Raw genomic sequence first — 19298 nt, 5'->3', positions numbered from 1 at the left:
GGCCGGATCCTCCCTTATTCGGCCGCAACGGCGGCGGCATGGGCATCGTTGGCGGGGGCGAGGAAGGTGCCCGGCGTGGCCCCGGTATATTTGCGGCCGTCGAAGGTCGGCTCGCCATTCACCAGCGTGAGCCGCATCGGCGCGGCCTTGCGGGTGAAGCGCCAGGTGGTGCCGCCCTTGCCGTCCGGCACGTCGAACGCCTTCTCCATCTCGCGGCGCTGGATTTCCTCGAGGTTGAAGACGGCGATGTCCGCGCGCTTGCCGACCTTGATCTCGCCGCGATCGGCGAGGCCGAAGAAGTTGGCGAGCTTGCCGGTCATGACGTGGACCGCCTGTTCCAGCGACATCAGCTTTTCGTCGCGGACATATTTGGTGAGGAGCAGGATATTCTCGCCGCCGCCGCACAGCATCTGCCCGTGCGCGCCGGCGTCCGAGATGTTCCCCACCGTGCGCGGATCGATCATCAGATCGACCGTCAGCGCCTCGTCCTTCGGGAAGGGCGACATGTGCACCGTGGAGCGCGTGCCGTTGGCGAGGATCCATTCGGCCATCGCATCCGAACGGTGCAGCCCGCGGCTGTCGGCATAATCCTTCAGCGTGACGCCGACGGGGCCGGTGCCGTTTTCCGAATCGATCAGGTGCAGGTCCTGCGGATTGTTCATCGGCGAATGGGGCCAGGCCTTCGTATCCCAGCTTTCGCGGGCGCGGGCACGCCAGTCGGGATCGGCGAGCAGGCGGGCCTTTTCCTCGTGGGTTTCGGCCAGCACCACCTCGTGCCAGGCATAATCGTTCGACTGGGCGAAGATCAGCGACTTGACCAGGCTGAGCGTGCTGGTGGGCGAGACATGGGCGATGCCCGGCCACAGATCATAGCCCTTGGCGCGCATGTCAGCGACGCGGGCCTGCAAGGTCGGCAGGATATCCTTCTGGAAGGCCAGCGTCGGCACCGCGCCCGCCACCTGCATGCGGATGCCGCGTCCCTTGGTCAGCCGTTCCAGCCGTTCCAGCGAGGCCGGGCCGGTCTTGCGCATGAAGGTGTCGATGATGACCTGATAGGTCGCGGCCGGATAGCGCTGGAGCACGTCGAACAGCGCCTCGAACTCGGCATCGTCGGCCACCAGCGTCGGGATCGGCCGGTCCTGCCCGTCATGATCGTGGAGATTGTCCGACAGACCGAGCGCGCCGGCGGCCAGCGCGTCATCCAGCAGCTCGGCCATGCGGCGGATCTCCTCCGCCGTCGCCGCGCGTTCCCACGCATCGAGGCCCATCACCGCGAGCCGGATGGCGATATGGCCGACGAAGGCGGCATAATTGGCCGGCACCTTCACCTTCGCCACCATCGACGCCTTATATTCCGACCATTTCCGCCAGTCCCACGGCAGATGTTCGAGGAAGGGGCCTTCGGGAATATCCTCGAAGAAGGAGAATATCTTCACCATCTCCAGCTGCGCCGCCTTTTCGGGGTGCAGCGGGGCGGCGGTGAAGCCGCAATTGCCGAGGATGACGGTGGTCGCGCCATAGCCGGGCAGCGGATCGAGATCGGGCTGCCACCACATCGTCGCGTCGAAATGGGTGTGGCTTTCAATGAAGCCGGGGGTGACGTAGCAGCCGTCGGCGAAATGGACGCGCTCGCCATCCGGCTTCAGATCGGGGCCGATCTCCGTGATCGTGCCCTGGTTGATCCGCACGTCCGCGCGATAGGCCGGCGCGCCCGTGCCATCGACGACGGTGCCGCCCTTGATGAGGATATCCGACATTCTTCTCTCCGTTTTCGAGGGTGCCTTTGCGGCCTTATCCCCGGCCGTGATCCGGCCTGACCAAGCGGAGAATAAGCTTGCCTTGCCGGCCCCGCAGCTACATTCAGGGGCTATGGATCATGAAATGAGCCCTTCGGGATCAACTGACGATCCCGTCGAAAAAGAGACCGAGGCGATGCTGGCCGCGCTGCGCCGCGCGCTCAGGGCTGCGGGCTGGACGCAGGCCCGGCTGGCCGAGACGCTGGGCGTGGGCAGTGCCACCGTGAAACGCTGGCTGCACGGGCGCGGGCTGACCTTGCGCACGCTGGAGCGCATCGCGGCGATCGCGGGGCTGAGCCTGGCCGAGCTGATCGAGGGCCGCCGCCCCGGCGACGCGGAAGCCGAACAGCTGACGCTGGCGCAGGAGGAGGCGCTGGGAAAGGATTCGATCCTTTCGACCATCTTCTTCCTCATCCTGAACGGCTGGCCGCCGTCGGAGGCGGTGGCGTCCTTCTCCGTGCCGGCCGAGGAGGTGGAGCGCCATGTCCACCGGCTGGAACGGCTGGCGCTGATCGACCGGCTGCCGAGCGGGCGGCTGCGCGCGCGGCTGGACCCGGCGCATATCTGGCAGCGCGAGCCGCTGCGCCGCCATTTCGACCGGCTGCTGAAGCCGCATTTCTTCGCGCTGGATTACAGCCGGCCGGAAACCATCTTCGGCGCGGAGACGATCAAGCTCTCCCCAACCGGCGTCGCCCGCCTGCGCGAATGGATCGAGACGTGGCGCGCACAGCTGCGAGCGCTGGAGCGCGAGGACCGCCGCACCGCCAAGCTGCCGGGGGAATGGTATGCCGTGCTGGCCGTCGCCCGGCCGATGCGGCAGATCGTGGAGATCAACCGCCGCCAGCGGCAGCGGAAGAATTGAAGGCCATTACCGCGCGTAGGGCCAATATTGGGGTTCGACCACGCGCCCGCGCGGCAGGCGGGTATTTTCGAACGAGATGATCGCACCGGCATTCTCGCCGAGCGGAACCGCCGCCGTGCCAAACACGCCGCGCGCGCCGCCGGTGCCGATCATGAAGCCCGCCTCGCCATGGATCTGGGGGCCGCCCGCCCCCGCGCCCGAGACCCGCGCCGGGGACGCATCGGCGCTTTCGCTGCCGCCGCCGCCCGAGGCGCGGCGCAGCGCGGCATCGGCGTCCGCTTCCGTATTGCGGCCGAGAAGCTGTTCCTTTTGTTCAGGCGTGAGGCTGATGACCTGGCCGCCGGCCGGGCCATCGGCTTCCTCCGCCGCCCAGGCGGGGGCCGCGATCATCGCGGCGAGGAGCAGGAGGGAACAGGATTTCATCATGCCACCCGAGGTGCGCCCCCGGAAATGAAGGCTGGCTGAACATGGGGATAGCCCGCACCGCCCTCCGGCGCCAGCCCGAACGCGCGCCGCGCGGTCAGGCGGGCTGGCGGCCACGCTGCGCGGGTTCGGCGCGGCGCTGGACGATCCCTTCCGCCAGCCGGGCCGATACCTCGGCCAGATGATCGAAATGCGCTTCATATCGCGCCATGCCCTGGCTGAGCGACCGCAACTCGCCCTCCAGCCCGTGCAGCTCGGATTCGGGCACCAGCACCTCGATCGCGTCCCAGCGCGACCAGCCGTCCTCCGGCGCCATGCCCAGCATCTGCCCGCGCCGGCTGGCCACCGCCGATCCGATGCGCGAGGTGGCGCTGCCGGGGGCGTGGATCGTGACGTGCGCCACCGGCTCCAGCAGATAGGGCGCGGCGGCGGCCAGCGCCTCCGCCACGGCCAGCCGGCCGGCGGTGCGGAAGGCCAGTTCGGAGCTGTCGACGCTGTGGAAGGCGCCGTCCACCAAGGTGACCGCCACGTCCACTACCGGGAAGCCGAGCGGCCCGCGCGCAACCGCATCGCGCGCGCCCTGCTCCACCGCCGGTATCCATTGCCTGGGCACCGCGCCGCCGGTGATGCGATCCTCGAAGCGGAAGCCCTCGCCGCGGTCCAGCGGGCGGATTTCCACGGTCACGTCGCCGAACTGGCCGTGGCCGCCCGACTGCTTCTTGTGCCGGCCACGCTGGCTGCAGGCCTTGCGGATCGATTCGCGATAGGCGACGCCCGGCTGGCGGACGCTGACCGCGACGCCATAGCGCCGCTTCAGCCGATCGAGCGCCACCGCGACATGCTCGTCATTGATGCCGCGCAGCAGGGTTTCGCGCGACTCGCCATCCTGCCCCCAATGGAGCCCGGGATCCTCCTCCGCCAGCCGGTTGAGCGCGGTGGACAGGCGAACCTCGTCCTTCTGGTTTTCCGCCGCCACCGCCCGCACGCAATTGGCGACCGGCGGATCGACGGGCAGGAGAAATTCGGGCGGCGGCGCGCCGATGCCGATCAGCTCGCCCGCGCGCGCCATGTCGAGCTTGGCGATGCCGACGATATCGCCCGCCTCCGCCCGGCCGACCTTAGCGGTCGCCGCGCCCTGGAGGGTGAAGAGCGCGCCCGCCCGCGCGGCCCGGCCATCGGCGGCGAAGAGATCGGCGCCTTCCGCCAGCGGCCCTTCGAACAGCCGGGCGATCGCCAGCCGGCCTATCGCGCTGCCATGCGATATCTTGAGGACGAGGGCGGCGGCGCGATCCACGCCGAGCCGGACGGCCGCACGATCCGGGGCCGGCGCATCGTGGCGCAGCATCTTGAGCAGGCGGCGGATGCCGTGGCCGTCTGTGGCGGAGCCGAACAGCACCGGCACGACCAGCCCGTCGCGCGTTTCCCGTCCGAGATCGCCGAAGACGAGATCGAGATCGGGTACCTCGTCCGACAGCAATTGCTCGAGCAGCGCATCGTCATGATCGGCAAGCTGCTCCAGCATCGTCTGGCGGGCGGCCGCCTCCTGCGCGCGCAGGGCATCGTCGATCGGCACCTGTTCGGACGCGGCGCCCGGCCGGTAATGATATGCGCGTTCCAGCGCGAGATCGACGAAGCCGGTCACCACATCGCCCGTCATGATCGGGATCTGGCGGGCGACGAAGGGCGCGGCGCTCATCGGCTTCAGCGCGATCAGCAGATCCTCGATCCGGCCGTGGGCCTGATCGATCTTGTTGACGAACAGGGCATGCGGCACGCCCATCGCCTCCAGCCGGCGCAGGGTGGGTTCGGCAAGCGGGGCGCGCGCCGGATCGGGATCGATCACCACCAGAGCGAGATCGGCGGACGCCACCGCCAGATCGGCATCGGCGGCAAAGCCCGCGCCGCCGGGCGCATCGACCAGGACGAAGCCATCGCCCTGCCAGTCGAAGCGCATCAGGTTGAGCTCGGTCGATCCGCCGCGCGCGCGGGCCTCGGCGCTGGCATCGCCCACGCTGCTGCCGGCGGCGACCGAGCCCTGCCGATCGATCGCGCCGGCGGCGTGGAGCAACGCCTCCGCGAGACTCGTCTTGCCCGCGCCCGCCGGACCGACGAGCGCGATGGCCCTTATGCCTTTGCTGATCCCCACCATCGCTGCCATCCTCCTGCTGCGCCGTGACCGGCCAGAGCGGTGCAATCGTGATCGTGACGGCAGGGAGGGTCGCGCCATAAGCCGGCGAGCGCAAGCCCCCCGGAAGGGATAATCGCACGCCCCGTCGCGCGGAGGGATCAGGCGGGTTCGAGAACCTCGCCGCCCGCCGCCTCCAGCAGGCGGCGTTCCAGCGCCTTGAGGCGGGTGGCGCCCGTCACCTTGTCGCCGGTGAGGTCGGTCACGTAGAACACGTCGACCGCGCGCTCGCCATAAGTGGCGATGTGGGCGGAATGGATCGTCACCTTCGACTGGAAGAGCGCGTGGGCCAGCGCGTTGAGCAGCGCGGGGCGATCGCGGGCGTTGATTTCCACCACGGTATAGCGGTTCGACGCGCGGTTATCGATCAGCACCACGGGTTCGATCGGGAAGGCTTCGGCCCGCGCGCGGGGCAGCGGCTTGGCGGCCAGGCGATCGGCGATGCGGCTGCGGTTGGCGAGCGCGTCGTCGATCATCGACTCCAGCCGGCGCAGGCGATCCTCCTCGTCGAAGGGGCGGCCGAACGGGTCCTGCACCAGGATATTGTCCACCGCCATGCCATCGCGCGTGGTGTGGATGCGCGCATCGATGATGCTGCCGCCGGCCAGGTGGATGGCACCGGCGATGCGATAGAAGAGGCCGGGATGATCGGCGGCATAGATGGTGACGAGGGTGGCGCCGCGTTCGGGATCGGCCACCGCCCCGATCGAAAGCGGGCGATCGCCGGCATCAGCATCGTGGATCAGCCGCATGTTGCGTTCGATCACGTCGACCCCTTCGGCCACCCAATAGGCTTCGGGCAGGCGCTTCACCATCGCGTCGAAGCGATCGGCCGGCCAGCCGAGCCGGTCGCGCACCGCCGCCTGCTTGGCCTCCACCCGTTCCTTCCGCCCGCGCTGCTTGTGGCCGAGGCGCAGCACCTCCTCCGCCGCCTCGTAGAGATCGGAGAGGAGCTGGCGCTTCCAGCTGTTCCACACGCCCGGCCCGACGGCGCGGATATCCACCACCGTCAGCACCAGCAGCAGGCGCAGGCGTTCCGGGCTCTGCACCGCCTCGACGAAATCGAGGATCGTCTTGAAATCGGCGAGGTCGCGCTTGAAGGCGGTGGCGGACATCAGCAGGTGCCAGCGCACCAGCCAGGCGACCAGCTCGGTCTCCGCCGCGGTCAGCCCCAGCCGGGGGCAGAGCTTGAGCGCCACCTCCGCGCCCAGCTCGCTATGGTCGCCGCCACGGCCCTTGGCGATATCGTGGAGCAGCACCGCGACATAGAGCGCGCGGCGCGACACGAGCTGGCGCATGATGAGGCTGGCCAGCGGATGATCCTCGTCCAGCTCGCCCTTCTCGATCGCGGAAAGCAGGCCGATGGCACGGATGGTATGCTCGTCCACCGTGAAATGGTGATACATGTCGAACTGCATCTGCGCGACGACGCGGCCGAAATCGGGCACGAAGCGGCCGAACACGCCCGCCTCGTTCATCCAGCGCAGCACCGTTTCCGGGTTTCGCCGGCTGGTGAGCACATCGAGGAAATAGGCGTTGGCGCGCGGATCGCGGCGGACGCGATTGTCGATCAGCCGCGCGTCGCGCCCCGCCTGGCGCATGGCGACGGGGTGGATCTCCAGCTCATATTTGTCCGCCAGCGCGAACATCTGGAGCAGACGGACGGGGTCCTGCACGAAAAAATCGTCATGCGGCGTGGTGAGGCGCCCGCGATCGAAGGCGAAGCCTTCCAGCTTGCGCGGCTTCCGGCGCAGGCGCGGCAGCGCGAAGCGGCGGCCGCGCGCGGCGAACTCCTCATCCAGATGCGCCAGGAACACGCCGGTCAGATCGCCCACCCGCTTCGCGGTGAGGAAATAATGCTGCATGAAGCGTTCGACCGCCGATCGCCCCGGACGATCGGCATAGCGCATGCGCCGGGCGATATCGGGCTGGACATCGAAGGTCAGCCGGTCCTCCGCCCGGTTGGTGAGGATGTGGAGGTGGCAGCGCACCGCCCACAGGAAATTCTCCGCCTTCTGGAACTGGCGCAGCTCATCGGGCGTGAGCAGGCCGGTATCCACCAGTTCCGGCACGGACCGCACCCGGTTCACATATTTGCCGATCCAGAAAAGAGTGTGGAGATCGCGCAGGCCGCCCTTCCCCTCCTTCAGATTGGGTTCGACGACATAGCGGCTGTCGCCCATGCGGCGGTGGCGCTCGTCGCGCTCGGCCAGCTTCTCGGCGACGAAGGCGCGCGCGGTGCCGGCCACCACCTCCCGGTCGAAACGGGCCGAGGCCTCGTCGTAAAGCGCCTCGTCCCCCCAGACGAAGCGGCCTTCCAGCATCGCGGTGCGGATGGTGAGATCGCTTTTCGCCATGCGGACCATATCGTCCAGCGAACGGCTGCTATGCCCCACCTTCAGGCCGAGATCCCAGAGCAGGTAGAGCATGGATTCGATCACCTGCTCCGCCCAGCCCGTCTGCTTCCAGGGGGTGAGGAAGGCGATGTCCACATCCGAATGGAGCGCCATCTCCGCCCGGCCATAGCCGCCGACCGCCATCAGCGTCAGCCGCTCGCCCGCCGTGGGATTGTTGAGCGGGTAGAGCCGGCCGGTGGTGAAATCGAACACCAGCCGCAGGATCTGATCGGTGAGGAAGGCATAGCCGGTCGCCGCATCGGTGCCGCGCGTCGGGGCGGCCGCCAGCCGGGCGGCGATCTCGGCCCGGCCATGTTCCAGCGCCGCCTTCAGGATCGCCGTCGCCTCGCGGCGGAGGGCGGCCGTATCCTTCCCCTCGATCTCGTCGAGCCGGCCGGCGATATCGCGGCGATCGATGATCGCGCGACGATTGCTCAGGGATTCGAGGCGGACGGCCATGGCTCTGCCCTAATCAGGTTGCGGCGGTAAGCAAGCTTACTGGCCAGGAACCGCCAGCCCCGTCCACCGCGCGGCGAAGGCCCAGAGATCGGCGAACTCGGCGATCAGCTTGTCCGTCGGCTTGCCCGATCCATGGCCGGCGCGGGTTTCGATGCGGATCAGGTGCGGGCGATCGCCGATCCGCGCGGCCTGCAGCGCGGCCACATATTTGAAGCTGTGGCCGGGCACCACGCGATCGTCGGTATCCGCCGTCGTCACCAGGATCGCGGGATAAGGCACGCCGTCGCGGATGTTGTGATAGGGCGAATAACGGCGCAGCACATCGAAATCGGGCTGGCGATCCGGGTAGCCATAATCGTCCACCCAATAGCGCCCGGCGGTGAAGCGGTCGAAGCGCAGCATGTCCATCACGCCCACGGCCGGAAGCGCCGCGGCGAACAGGTCCGGCCGCTGGTTGGTGACGGCGCCGATCAGCAGGCCGCCGTTCGACCGGCCCATGATCGCCAGCCGGCCCCTGCCGGTGATGCCTTCGTTGATCAGATATTCGCCGGCGGCGATGAAATCGTCGAACACGTTCTGCTTGTTGGCCAGCCGCCCGGCATCGTGCCACGCCTTGCCATATTCGCCGCCGCCCCGGATGTTGGCCAGCGCATAGACGCCGCCCATCTCCATCCAGGCGAGGTTCGCCGGGCTGAAGGACGGCCGCGAGGCGATGTTGAACCCGCCATAAGCGTAAAGCAGCGTCGGCAGGCCGGCCTTGAGGTTCGCGCCCTTGCGATAGACGACGAACAGGGGCACGCGGGTGCCGTCCTTCGAGCGGTAGAAGCGCTGTTCCACCACATAATCGGCCGGATCGAACGCCACCTTGGGCACCGCGAAGGGCGTGACCGCGCCGGTCGCCACGTCATAGCGGTAGATCGCCTTGGGCACGTTGAAGCTGGTGAAGGCGAAGAAGGTTTCCGGGTCGCCCGCATCGCCTTCGAAACCGATCGCCGTGCCGATGCCGGGCAGGTCCACCTTGCCGGCGGGCTGGCCGTCGAGGCCGAACAGCCGCACCTCCGTCCGGGCATCGACCAGATAGGTGACGACCAGCTTGCCGCCGACGATGGCGGCGCTGTCGATGGTCGCCTTGTCCTGCGGCACGATCTCCCGCACCGCGCCGGCGACGTCGAGCGCCACGATCCGCTGGAGCGGCGCGTCCTTGTTGGTGACGAAATAGAAGGTATCGCCCGCCGATCCGGCGAGCGTCCAGTTATTCTCCAGCCCCTTCACCAGCGTGACGGGCGCGGCGCCGGGCTTGCGCAGGTCGATCAGCGTGATCTCGTAACGGTCGTCCGTGCCCTCGGCCGAGGTGACGACCAGCCAGGCGCCGTCCTCCGTCACCTGCGCGCTATGGCCCAGCTTCGGCCGGTCGGGCGTGGCATAGACCAGCACGTCCTGCGCCTGCGGCGTGCCGAGGCGGTGGAAATAGACCTGCTGATTCTCGTTGAGCGCCTGGAAGGCGGCGCCGGCCGCCGGCTCGGCGAAGCGGGAATAATAAAGGCCGCTGCCGTCCTTCGCCCAGGCGAGGTTCGAGAATTTCACCCATTTGAGCTCATCGGCGAGCGGCTGCGCGGTCGCGACGTCGAGCAGGCGGACGGTGCGCCAGTCGGTGCCGCCGTCCTGCACGGCATAGGCCAGCTTCGTCCCGTCCTTGGAGGGCTTCCATTCGGCGAGCGCGGTGGCCCCGTCCTTCGCCCAGCCATTGGGATCGATCAGCGCGCGCGGCGTGCCTTCCAGCCCGGCGCGGACGTAGAGGACGGACTGGTTCTGCAGGCCATCGTTGCGGGTGTAGAAATAATTGGCGCCCGCCTTTTCCGGCAGCTCGAACCGCTCATAGTTCCAGAGCGCGGTCAGCCGCTGCTTGATCGCGGCGCGGCCCGGCAGGGTCGAAAGATAGGCGTTGGTGACGCCGTTTTCCGCCGCTACCCATTCCGCCACCTTGGGATCGGTGCGCACGTCATTTTCCAGCCAGCGATAGGGATCGGCGATGGGCTGGCCGAAATGATTTTCCACCACGGGTCCGCGTTCGGTGACGGGATAGGTGATGGGGGCTGCGATCACGGGAGCGGCGGCGCCAAGCAGGAGGGCTGCGACAAGATTTTTCATCGGCGGCGGGAACTTTCAAGGCGAACGGGCAAAAAGAAAGGCCGGAGACTAACGCCTCCGGCCTCTCATGCAACTTTGCGAAGAAACCTGAAGATCAGGCCGCTTCGTCCAGATCGTCCTCACCGGCGACCGGGCCCGAATCCTGGCCCTTGGCCGAAACGTCGCGATCGACGAATTCGATGATCGCGATCGGCGCGGCGTCCGACGCGCGGATGCCGGCCTTGATGATGCGGGTATAGCCGCCGTTGCGATCCTTGTAGCGCTCGGCCAGCACCTCGAACAGCTTCTTGAGCTGCGTTTCGTCCTGCAGGCGGGCATGGGCGAGACGACGGTTGGCCAGGCCACCCTTCTTCGCCAGCGTCACCAGCTTCTCGACATAGGGGCGAAGCTCCTTCGCCTTGGCGAGCGTGGTGGTGATCTGCTCATGCTTGATGAGCGCCGCCGACTGGTTGCGGAACAGGGCGGTACGGTGGGACGCGGTCCGCTGAAGCTTACGACCGCCAACGCGATGACGCATGGTATTTCCTTCCAGTTCGTTCAGGGGCCGTATCAGGTACCCCGGACCAGGCGGCCGTTAAGGGCGCCGCCCATTCCCCTTCTTCGACGTCATCCCAGCGAAGGCTGGGACCTCCCACGATGGAGAGCGGCGCTCCCGTCCGGCGAGACCCCGGCCTGCGCCGGGGTGACGATCGGCGGGAGAGCCGCCGATCGTCAGAATTCCTGTTCGAGCTTCTTGGCCATTTCCTCGATATTCTCGGGCGGCCAGCCGGGGATTTCCATGCCCAGGCGCAGCCCCATCGAAGCGAGAACTTCCTTGATCTCGTTGAGCGACTTGCGGCCGAAGTTCGGCGTGCGCAGCATCTCCGCCTCGGTCTTCTGCACGAGATCGCCGATGTAGATGATGTTGTCGTTCTTGAGGCAGTTGGCCGAACGGACCGAAAGCTCCAGCTCGTCCACCTTCTTGAGAAGGTAGCGGTTGAGCTGGTTGGCGTTCTGCTCCGGCTCGCCACCGGCGGCGGGCGCCGCGGCGACGCCGCCGGCCGACGGAGCGGCCTGGACGAGCGCATCGTCGAAGTGGACGAAGAGCTGGAGCTGGTCCTGCAGGATGCGGGCCGCATAAGCGATCGCATCTTCCGGGGTGACGGTGCCGTCGGTCTCGATCGTCAGGGTGAGCTTGTCATAGTCAAGCTCCTGGCCGACGCGGGTGTTTTCCACCTTGTAGGCGACCTGGCGGACCGGCGAGTAGAGCGCGTCGACCGGGATCAGGCCGATCGGCGCGTCGGCCGGACGGTTGGCGGCGGCGGGAACGTAGCCCTTGCCGACATCGGCGGTCAGCTCCATGTTGAGCGACGCGCCCTCGTCGAGGTGGCAGATCACCAGTTCGGGGTTCATCACCTCGATATCGCCGGTGGTGGCGATGTCGCCGGCGGTCACCTCGGCCGGGCCGGTGACGGAAAGCTGGAGCCGCTTGGCGCCTTCACCCTGCATGCGCAGCGCGATCTGCTTCACGTTCAGCACGATGTCCGTCACGTCTTCGCGAACGCCGGTCAGCGACGAGAATTCGTGAAGCACGTTCTCGATCTTGATCGAGGTGACGGCCGCGCCCTGCAACGAGGAGAGGAGCACGCGGCGCAGCGAGTTGCCCAGCGTCAGGCCGAAGCCACGCTCCAGCGGCTCGGCGACGAAGGTCGCCTTGCGCTTGCCGTCGCCGCCCGCCTTCTTTTCGAGGCCCTGCGGCTTCTTCAGTTCCTGCCAGTTCTTTGCGTTGACAGCCATGGACTTCCCCTTGGGGGTTGGACCACGGCGCGTCCGCCGTGGCCGGAAAACTCAGCGGCGAAGGCCCGAAGGCCCCCGCCAAGCACAATCAGACGCGGCGGCGCTTGGAAGGACGCACGCCATTGTGCGGGATCGGCGTCACATCGCGGATCGAGGTGATGTGGAAACCGACCGCCTGCAGCGCGCGAAGCGCCGATTCACGGCCCGAGCCGGGGCCCTTGACCTCGACCTCGAGGGTGCGGACGCCATGCTCGGCGGCCTTCTTGCCGGCATCCTCGGCCGCGACCTGGGCGGCATAGGGGGTCGACTTGCGGCTGCCCTTGAAGCCCATCATGCCGGCGGACGACCAGGCAATCGCATTGCCCTGCGCGTCGGTGATGGTGATCATGGTGTTGTTGAAGCTGGCGTTCACATGGGCGACGCCGGCGGTGATGTTCTTGCGCTCGCGACGGCGAAGGCGCTGGGGTTCACGTGCCATGGATAGATCCTGACCTTAATCTCTTGCGTGGCGCCGGGGCGGTCTCTGCGAGGCCTCGCCCCCGGCGGAAAAGTAAGGAAACCAGTCGCCCGGACTGATTTCTTATCTTACTTTTTCTTACCGGCGATCGGCTTGGCCTTGCCCTTGCGGGTGCGCGCATTGGTGTGCGTGCGCTGGCCGCGGACCGGCAGGCCCTTGCGGTGACGCAGGCCGCGATAGCAGGCCAGGTCCATCAGGCGCTTGATGTTCATCGCCACCTGCCGGCGAAGATCGCCCTCCACGGTGTAGCCGGCGTCGATCGTCTCGCGGATCTGAAGGACTTCCTGGTCCGACAGGTCCTGAACGCGGCGCGCGGGCTCGATGCCCAGCTTGGCGGTGATTTCCTTGGCCTTGGCCGGGCCAATGCCATGGATGTAGGTCAGCGCGATTTCGACGCGCTTGTTGGTCGGGATGTTGACACCCGCAATACGTGCCACTTGTCTATTCTCCTGCTCCACAGGACGGGTGGCTTCCCCGTCCCATCTCGACGCACCCCGTAGAGAACGAAAAAACGGCGCACGCCGAAACGCCGCCGGAACCGGTCTCTAGGGATGAGCTGCGCTTAGGGCCGGGGCGGGGCGGAGTCAAGCACGCAATCCCGGCGGGCGGAGGCGGCCCATGCACCGCGCCCGCCTGCTTTGCAAGCGCCGCCGCCTTCCGCTAGGGCGCCCGCGATGGCGATATTGGACCAGCATCGGGCGGACCTCGCCGCGCTTGCCCGCCGTGGCCGGCGGCGCAGCCTTATCCCGCGCGCGGGCGCGGATTTCGCCTCCAACGACTATCTCGGCCTCGCCGGATCGGGGCGCCTGGCCGAATCGGTGGCGGCGGCGCTGGCGCGCGGCGTGCCGGTGGGCGCCGGCGGATCGCGGCTGCTGCGCGGCAACCATCCCGAGCATGAGGCGCTGGAGGCGGAGGCCGCCGTCTTCTTCGGCTGCGAATCGGCGCTGTTCTTCTCATCCGGCTTCGCCGCCAACGCGACCGCCTTCGCCACGCTGCCCCGGCGCGGCGACCTGATCCTGTATGACGAGCTGATCCACGCCAGCGCGCACGAAGGCATGCGCGCCGGCAAGGCGGACCGCGCCAGCGCCGCGCACAACGACGCGGACGCCTTCGCCGATGCCATCGGCTCATGGCGCGCGGGCGGCGGCAAGGGCCGGGTGTGGATCGCGGTGGAAAGCCTCTACAGCATGGACGGCGACCGGGCGCCGCTGGACGCGCTGGCGGCGCTGGCGGACGAGACCGACGCCTTCCTGCTGATCGACGAGGCGCACGCGACCGGCGTGTTCGGGCCGGACGGGCGCGGGCTGGCGGCGCCGTGGCAGGGGCGCGACAACGTCATCACGCTCAGCACCTGCGGCAAGGCGCTGGGCTGCGAGGGCGCGCTGCTGTGCGGCCCCGCCGCGATCACCGACTATCTGGTGAACCGGGGCCGGGGCTTCATCTTCTCGACCGCGCCTTCCCCGCTGATGGCGGCGGCAGTGCGCGCGGCGATCGGCATCGTCCGGCACGAGCCGGAACGGCGCGCGGCGCTGGCGGCGCTGATCGACCATGCGGCGGCGGCCGGGCTGCCGGCGACGGGATCGCAGATCATCCCCGTCATCATCGGCGACGACAAGCGAACCATGGAGATTGCCGGCGCGGTGCAGGCGGCGGGCTTCGACGTCCGGGGCATCCGGCCGCCGACGGTGCCGATCGGCACATCGCGGCTGCGGATATCGCTGACGCTCAATGCCGGCGCCGATGCCGTGACCGGCCTGTCCGCCCTGCTGAGGGACCTGCTGTGAACGCACATGTCGCCCACGCCTTCGGCCAGGCGCGCCATTATGACGCGGCGGCGCGGGTGCAGGCCCATGCCGCGCGCCGGCTGGCGGAACGCATCGGCGCCCTGTCCCTGCCGCGCCGGCCGCGCGTGCTGGAGATTGGCTGCGGCACGGGCCTGCTTTCCGAGGCGCTGATCCGGCGGATCGGGCTGGGCGACTGGCTGCTGACCGATATCGCGCCCGCCATGCTCGATCGCTGCGCGGAACGGATCGGCCCGCGCCTGGACGTGGGCTTCGCGCTGGTCGATGGCGAGCGGCCGGAGGTGGAGGGCGATTTCGACCTGATCTGTTCGAGCTTCGCCTTCCAGTGGTTCGCCGACCTGCCGGGCGCGATCGGCCGGCTGAAGGCGCTGCTGCGCCCCGGCGGGCGGCTGGCCTTCGCCACCATGGCCGCCGGCAGCCTGGCCGAATGGGATGCCGCGCACCGCGCCGCGACGGGCGAGGCCCCGGCCATGGGCGACTATCCCGCCCCCGAGGCCCTGACGGCGCTCGGCGCGACGGTGGAGAGCGAATATTTCGTCGATCGCCATGCCGATGCCCGCGCCTTCCTGGCCGGGCTGCGGGCGATCGGCGCGCACCGGCCGCGCGTGCCGCGCCCGCCCGTGCCGGCGCCCGCCCTGCGCCGGGCCATGGCGGCATTCGAAGCGGAGGGCGCCGGGGCCACCTACCATATCGCCTACGGAACCCTGAACGCATGACCCGATATGTGATTACCGGCACTGACACCGGCATCGGCAAGACGGTGCTGGCGGCAGCCCTCACCGCGGCGCTGGACGCGACCTACTGGAAGCCGATCCAGGCCGGGCTGGACGAGGAGACCGACAGCGAGATCGTGGCGCGGCTGAGCGGCCGGCCGGCGCTGCCCGAGGCGCACCGCCTGATCCACCCGCTTTCCCCGCATCGCGCGGCCGAGCTGGAAGGGATCGCCATCGACGCGGCGGCGATCGCCCCGCCCGCCCTGCCCGGCCCGCTGGTGATCGAGGGCGCGGGCGGGCCGCTGGTGCCGGTGACGCGCACGACGCTCTATGCCGATATCTTCGCGCGCTGGGGCCTGCCGGTGGTGCTGGCGGCGCGCACCGGCCTGGGCACGATCAACCACAGCCTGTCCGCGATCGAGGCCCTGCGCGCGCGCGGCGTGCCGATCCACGGCATCGCCTATATCGGCCCGGCCAACGAGGATAATGAGGCGACCATCGCCGCCATCGGCCAGGTGCGGCGGCTGGGGCGGCTGCCCCACCTCGATCCGCTGACGCCCGATATGCTGGCGGCGGCCTTCGCCGAGGGATTCGATATCGCCGATTTCAGGGCCCGGCCGGCATGAGCGCGTCGCCCTCCCCCGTCTGGCACGCCTTCACCCAGCACGGGCTGGGCGAGGAGATACCGCTGATCGACCGGGCGGCGGGCGCGACCCTGTATGGCGCGGACGGGCGCGCCTGGATCGATGCGATATCAAGCTGGTGGGTCATCACCCACGGCCATTGCGAGCCGCGCATCCAGGCGGCGATCCGCGCCCAGACCGACCGGCTGGACCAGCTGATCTTCGCCGGCTGGACCCATGAGCCCGCCGAGACGCTGGCGCGCGGGCTGATCGCCATGGCGCCCGCCGGCCTCGCCCACGTATTCTTTTCCGACAGCGGATCGACCAGCGTGGAAGTCGCGCTGAAGATGGCGCTGGGCTATTGGCTGAACCGGGGCGAGCCGCGCCACCGCATCCTGGTGCTGGAGCATGGCTATCATGGCGACACCATCGGGGCGATGTCCGTCGGCGAGCGCGGCGTCTACAACCGCGCCTACCAGCCTTTGCTGTTCGACGTGGGCACCATCCCCTTCCCCGCCGAGGGCCGCGAGCAGGCGACGCTGGATGCGCTGGAGGCCGCCTGCCGGGGCGCGGACAGGCCCGCCGCCTTCATCCTGGAGCCGCTGGTGCTGGGGGCGGGCGGCATGATGATGTATGGGCCGCAGGTGCTGGCCGCCATGCGGGCGATCTGCGCGGCGCACGGCGTGCTGTTCATCCTGGACGAGGTGATGACCGGCTGGGGCCGCACCGGCACGACCTTTGCCTGCGACCAGGCCGGCATCGCGCCCGACATCCTCTGCCTTTCCAAGGGGCTGACCGGCGGCGCCCTGCCGCTGGCGGCGACGCTGGCGACGCCTGCCATATTCGAGGCGCATCTTTCGCCGGATCGCGGGCGGATGTTCTTCCATTCGTCCAGCTACACCGCCAATCCGGTGGCGTGCGCGGCGGCCAACGCCAACCTCGCCATCTGGCGCGAGGAGCCGGTGGCCGATCGGATCGCGGCGCTGGCGGCGATGCAGGCGGAACGGCTGGCGGCGCTGGACGGGCGCGGCCGGATCAGGGCGAAGCGCCGGACCGGCACGATCGCGGCGATGGAGTTCGTGGAGGAAGGCAGCGACTATCTTTCCGCGATCGGCCCGCGCCTCAACGCCTTCTTCCGCGACCGGGGGCTGCTGCTCAGGCCGATGGGCAATGTCGTCTATATCCTGCCGCCTTATTGCATCACCGCCGGCGAGCTGGACCGCATCTATACCGCGATCGAGGAAGCGGCCGAATGGATCGGGCGGGAATAACGAAGGGCGCGGCGGATCGGCGGCCTCAGCCCGCCGCGACCAGGCTCTGCGCCACGGCCTCGGCCACCTTGATGCCGTCCACGCCCGCCGAAAGGATGCCGCCGGCATAGCCCGCCCCCTCCCCCGCGGGGAAGAGGCCGACGGTGTTGAGGCTCTGGAAGTCCCTGCCGCGCGTGATGCGGACCGGCGACGAGGTGCGGGTTTCCACGCCCGTCATCATCGCATCGGGATGATCGTAATTGGCGATCTGGCGGCCGAAGACGGGCAGCGCCTCGCGGAAGGCATCCACCACGAAATCGGGCAGGCACTGCGCGAGATCGGTGAGGTGCACGCCCGGCTTGTAGGACGGCATGACCTCCCCGAATTCGGTGGAGGCGCGGCCGGCGAGGAAATCCCCCACCTTCTGCCCCGGCGCCTGATAGCTGGACCCGCCCGCCACGAAGGCGCGCGATTCCCAATGCCGCTGGAAGTCGATGCCGGCGAGCGGGTGGCCGGGATAATCCCGTTCGGGATCGATGCCGACGACGAAACCCGAATTGGCGTTGAATTCCGCGCGGGAATATTGACTCATCCCGTTGGTGACGACGCGCCCTTCCTCCGACGTCGCCGCCACCACGCGCCCGCCGGGGCACATGCAGAAGCTGTAGACGGTGCGGCCGTTGGAGCAATGGTGCGACAGGCTGTAGGCGGCCGCCCCCAGATCGGGATGGCCGGCGCAGGTGCCGAAGCGGGCGCGATCGATCCAGGATTGCGGATGTTCGATCCGCACGCCCATCGAGAAGGGCTTGGCCTCGATATGGACGCCGCGATCGTATAGCGTCTGGAAGGTGCCGCGCGCGCTGTGGCCGACGGCCAGCACGACATGGTCGGCCTCCAGATATTCGCCGGTGTGGAGGTGGAGCCCGCGCAGCCGGCGGCCGCCATCGGGCGCGGTGGCGATATCGAAATCCTCCACCCGATGTTCGAAACGATATTCGCCGCCCAGATCCTGGATGGTCCGGCGCATGCTTTCCACCATCGTCACCAGCCGGAAGGTGCCGATATGGGGGTGCGCCTCGGTAAGGATCTCCTCGGGCGCGCCGGCCTTGACGAATTCGGTCAGCACCTTGCGGCCCAGGAAGCGCGGGTCCTTGATCTGGCTGTAGAGCTTGCCGTCGGAGAAGGTGCCGGCGCCGCCTTCGCCGAACTGGACGTTGGATTCGGGGTTGAGCACGCCGCGCCGCCACAGGCCCCAGGTATCCTTGGTGCGTTCGCGCACCACCTTGCCGCGTTCCAGGATGATCGGGCGGAAGCCCATCTGGGCGAGGATCAGGCCGGCGAACAGGCCGCACGGCCCCGCCCCGATCACCACCGGGCGCAGGCCCCTGCGACCGGCGGGCGCCTGCACGGGCGGGCGATATCCGGTGTCGGGCGTGGGCTGGACGTGGCGATCGTCGGCGAAGCGGGCGAGCACCGCCGCCTCGTCCTTCAAGGTCACGTCGACCGAATAGACCATCTGGATCGCCGATTTGCGCCGGGCATCATGGGCACGGCGGGCGACGGCGTGATCGATCAATTCCTCCGGCGCGATGCCCAGCCGGTCGCGGATCGCGGCGGCGAGCGCCTCGGGCGGGTGGCCGAGCGGCAGCTTGAGTTCGGTGATGCGCAGCATCCGCGCGCCCTACAGCGATTCCGCCGCGAACGAAATGCCCCGGTCCGCGGTCCAGCGGATCGGGCACCGGACGAAAGCGGATGCCTTTGCCCGATGCGATCCACTAGGATGGCGGCCCAAGGAGATTCATCGATGCTGCCCTACCTGCTGCTGGCCGCGGCACCCGTCCCCGCCGCCACCGCGCCCTATCCGCCCGCGACCTTCGAACATACCGCCATCATCGCCCATCTCGCGCTCGACGGGCGCGGCCATGTGCTGGGCTGCACCATGGAGACCGCGGGGCGCAGCGTGGCCGATGCCGCGCCGGAATGCGATGCGATCGCCGATCCGGCCTTCCTGAAGGCGGTGCTGGGCGAGGATTATCGCCGGGCGATCGCGATCGACGCGCGGCTGATCGGCGAGGCGGTGGGCACGCTGGGGCCGCTGCCGGGCAGCGAGCGGCGCTTCGACCGGCGGCGGATGCTGGGCACGGCGGATATCGAGATCGACCGCGACGGCCATGTCCGCCGCTGCCGCCCCGGCCAGGCCATCGCCATCGGCGGCGCGCCCTTCAACCTGTGCGGCGCGGTGAACGGCGAGGCGCAGGCCTTCGTCGCCGATCCCGCCGCACCCGAGCCCCGGCTGCTGAAGCTTTCCTTCGAGCTGGGGATGATCGCGCGGTAGAGCGTCCGCGCGC

At 68.9% G+C, this 19298-nt stretch carries 16 protein-coding genes; 6 read left to right on the top strand and 10 right to left on the bottom strand.

Going from position 1 to position 19298, the window contains the following annotated elements; translation table 11 throughout:
- Positions 1 to 14: 14 nt before the first annotated feature.
- The gene (locus CV103_RS17385) at positions 15 to 1757 is read right to left on the bottom strand and encodes an N-acyl-D-amino-acid deacylase family protein (RefSeq protein WP_015458321.1); all 1743 of its coding nucleotides are present in this window, start codon (positions 1755 to 1757) and stop codon (positions 15 to 17) included.
- Between the two features lie 124 nt (positions 1758 to 1881).
- Between CV103_RS17385 and CV103_RS17380 the strand changes: the two genes are divergently transcribed.
- Complete coding sequence (locus CV103_RS17380; RefSeq protein WP_015458322.1) at positions 1882 to 2658, top strand: helix-turn-helix domain-containing protein; 777 nt, start codon at positions 1882 to 1884, stop codon at positions 2656 to 2658.
- 6 nt (positions 2659 to 2664) lie between these two features.
- Here CV103_RS17380 and CV103_RS17375 read toward each other — a convergent pair whose 3' ends face one another.
- From CV103_RS17375 to rpsM, 8 genes are all read right to left on the bottom strand, one after another.
- Positions 2665 to 3081, bottom strand: a complete 417-nt coding sequence (locus CV103_RS17375) for a hypothetical protein (RefSeq protein ID WP_139181779.1) — start codon at positions 3079 to 3081, stop codon at positions 2665 to 2667.
- 97 nt (positions 3082 to 3178) lie between these two features.
- Complete coding sequence (locus tag CV103_RS17370; protein ID WP_107395669.1) at positions 3179 to 5230, bottom strand: elongation factor G; 2052 nt, start codon at positions 5228 to 5230, stop codon at positions 3179 to 3181.
- Positions 5231 to 5367: 137 nt separating this feature from the next.
- The gene (locus tag CV103_RS17365; RefSeq protein WP_015458325.1) at positions 5368 to 8121 is read right to left on the bottom strand and encodes a [protein-PII] uridylyltransferase; all 2754 of its coding nucleotides are present in this window, start codon (positions 8119 to 8121) and stop codon (positions 5368 to 5370) included.
- 36 nt (positions 8122 to 8157) lie between these two features.
- Positions 8158 to 10269, bottom strand: a complete 2112-nt coding sequence (locus CV103_RS17360) for a prolyl oligopeptidase family serine peptidase (protein WP_107395661.1) — start codon at positions 10267 to 10269, stop codon at positions 8158 to 8160.
- Between the two features lie 94 nt (positions 10270 to 10363).
- On the bottom strand, positions 10364 to 10786 hold the full coding sequence (rplQ, locus tag CV103_RS17355; protein WP_015458327.1) for a 50S ribosomal protein L17: 423 nt from the start codon (positions 10784 to 10786) through the stop codon (positions 10364 to 10366).
- Positions 10787 to 10980: 194 nt separating this feature from the next.
- Complete coding sequence (locus tag CV103_RS17350; RefSeq protein WP_015458328.1) at positions 10981 to 12045, bottom strand: DNA-directed RNA polymerase subunit alpha; 1065 nt, start codon at positions 12043 to 12045, stop codon at positions 10981 to 10983.
- Between the two features lie 88 nt (positions 12046 to 12133).
- Positions 12134 to 12523 carry a 30S ribosomal protein S11 gene (gene rpsK / locus CV103_RS17345; protein WP_010123860.1) on the bottom strand — a complete coding sequence of 130 codons (390 nt, stop codon included), beginning with the start codon at positions 12521 to 12523 and terminating at the stop codon, positions 12134 to 12136.
- A gap of 107 nt (positions 12524 to 12630) precedes the next feature.
- Positions 12631 to 12999 (bottom strand): 30S ribosomal protein S13, encoded by a 369-nt coding sequence (gene rpsM / locus CV103_RS17340; protein ID WP_015458329.1) that lies wholly within the window; start codon positions 12997 to 12999, stop codon positions 12631 to 12633.
- 237 nt (positions 13000 to 13236) lie between these two features.
- Between rpsM and CV103_RS17335 the strand changes: the two genes are divergently transcribed.
- Genes CV103_RS17335 through CV103_RS17320 form a run of 4 tightly spaced genes read left to right on the top strand, consistent with a single transcriptional unit; the run spans position 13237 to position 16971 of the window.
- A complete protein-coding gene (locus CV103_RS17335; RefSeq protein WP_107395660.1) occupies positions 13237 to 14346 on the top strand; it encodes an 8-amino-7-oxononanoate synthase in 1110 nt (369 codons plus the stop codon).
- Positions 14343 to 15080, top strand: coding sequence for a methyltransferase domain-containing protein (locus CV103_RS17330; RefSeq protein WP_107395659.1), 738 nt, complete (start codon positions 14343 to 14345; stop codon positions 15078 to 15080). Before CV103_RS17335 ends, CV103_RS17330 begins: the two co-directional genes overlap by 4 nt.
- Positions 15077 to 15703 (top strand): dethiobiotin synthase, encoded by a 627-nt coding sequence (gene bioD, locus CV103_RS17325; RefSeq protein WP_107395658.1) that lies wholly within the window; start codon positions 15077 to 15079, stop codon positions 15701 to 15703. The genes CV103_RS17330 and bioD overlap by 4 nt, the downstream gene beginning before the upstream one ends.
- The gene (locus CV103_RS17320) at positions 15700 to 16971 is read left to right on the top strand and encodes an adenosylmethionine--8-amino-7-oxononanoate transaminase (RefSeq protein ID WP_107395657.1); all 1272 of its coding nucleotides are present in this window, start codon (positions 15700 to 15702) and stop codon (positions 16969 to 16971) included. The genes bioD and CV103_RS17320 overlap by 4 nt, the downstream gene beginning before the upstream one ends.
- 25 nt (positions 16972 to 16996) lie before the next feature.
- On the opposite strand, the gene CV103_RS17315 is transcribed toward CV103_RS17320, so the two are convergent.
- A complete protein-coding gene (locus CV103_RS17315) occupies positions 16997 to 18622 on the bottom strand; it encodes an NAD(P)/FAD-dependent oxidoreductase (protein ID WP_107395656.1) in 1626 nt (541 codons plus the stop codon).
- A 132-nt stretch (positions 18623 to 18754) separates the two neighbouring features.
- On the opposite strand from CV103_RS17315, the gene CV103_RS17310 reads away from it, so the two are divergent.
- Positions 18755 to 19285, top strand: a complete 531-nt coding sequence (locus CV103_RS17310) for a hypothetical protein (RefSeq protein WP_070934941.1) — start codon at positions 18755 to 18757, stop codon at positions 19283 to 19285.
- Positions 19286 to 19298 lie beyond the last annotated feature (13 nt).

Origin of the sequence: Edaphosphingomonas fennica (genome assembly GCF_003034225.1) — a bacterium.
In the GTDB taxonomy this organism is placed as follows: domain Bacteria; phylum Pseudomonadota; class Alphaproteobacteria; order Sphingomonadales; family Sphingomonadaceae; genus Sphingomonas_E; species Sphingomonas_E fennica.
The sequence above is the reverse complement of the archived record's forward strand: the minus strand, read 5'-3'. Positions and strand labels throughout refer to the sequence as shown.

Coding starts and splice junctions, on each gene's coding strand:
- CV103_RS17385 (WP_015458321.1), bottom strand. CDS start 1,757: ATGTCGGATATCCTCATCAAGGGCGGCACCGTCGTCGATGGCACGGGC.
- CV103_RS17380 (WP_015458322.1), top strand. CDS start 1,882: ATGAGCCCTTCGGGATCAACTGACGATCCCGTCGAAAAAGAGACCGAG.
- CV103_RS17375 (WP_139181779.1), bottom strand. CDS start 3,081: ATGAAATCCTGTTCCCTCCTGCTCCTCGCCGCGATGATCGCGGCCCCC.
- CV103_RS17370 (WP_107395669.1), bottom strand. CDS start 5,230: ATGGTGGGGATCAGCAAAGGCATAAGGGCCATCGCGCTCGTCGGTCCG.
- CV103_RS17365 (WP_015458325.1), bottom strand. CDS start 8,121: ATGGCCGTCCGCCTCGAATCCCTGAGCAATCGTCGCGCGATCATCGAT.
- CV103_RS17360 (WP_107395661.1), bottom strand. CDS start 10,269: ATGAAAAATCTTGTCGCAGCCCTCCTGCTTGGCGCCGCCGCTCCCGTG.
- rplQ (WP_015458327.1), bottom strand. CDS start 10,786: ATGCGTCATCGCGTTGGCGGTCGTAAGCTTCAGCGGACCGCGTCCCAC.
- CV103_RS17350 (WP_015458328.1), bottom strand. CDS start 12,045: ATGGCTGTCAACGCAAAGAACTGGCAGGAACTGAAGAAGCCGCAGGGC.
- rpsK (WP_010123860.1), bottom strand. CDS start 12,523: ATGGCACGTGAACCCCAGCGCCTTCGCCGTCGCGAGCGCAAGAACATC.
- CV103_RS17335 (WP_107395660.1), top strand. CDS start 13,237: ATGGCGATATTGGACCAGCATCGGGCGGACCTCGCCGCGCTTGCCCGC.
- bioD (WP_107395658.1), top strand. CDS start 15,077: ATGACCCGATATGTGATTACCGGCACTGACACCGGCATCGGCAAGACG.
- CV103_RS17320 (WP_107395657.1), top strand. CDS start 15,700: ATGAGCGCGTCGCCCTCCCCCGTCTGGCACGCCTTCACCCAGCACGGG.
- CV103_RS17315 (WP_107395656.1), bottom strand. CDS start 18,622: ATGCTGCGCATCACCGAACTCAAGCTGCCGCTCGGCCACCCGCCCGAG.
- CV103_RS17310 (WP_070934941.1), top strand. CDS start 18,755: ATGCTGCCCTACCTGCTGCTGGCCGCGGCACCCGTCCCCGCCGCCACC.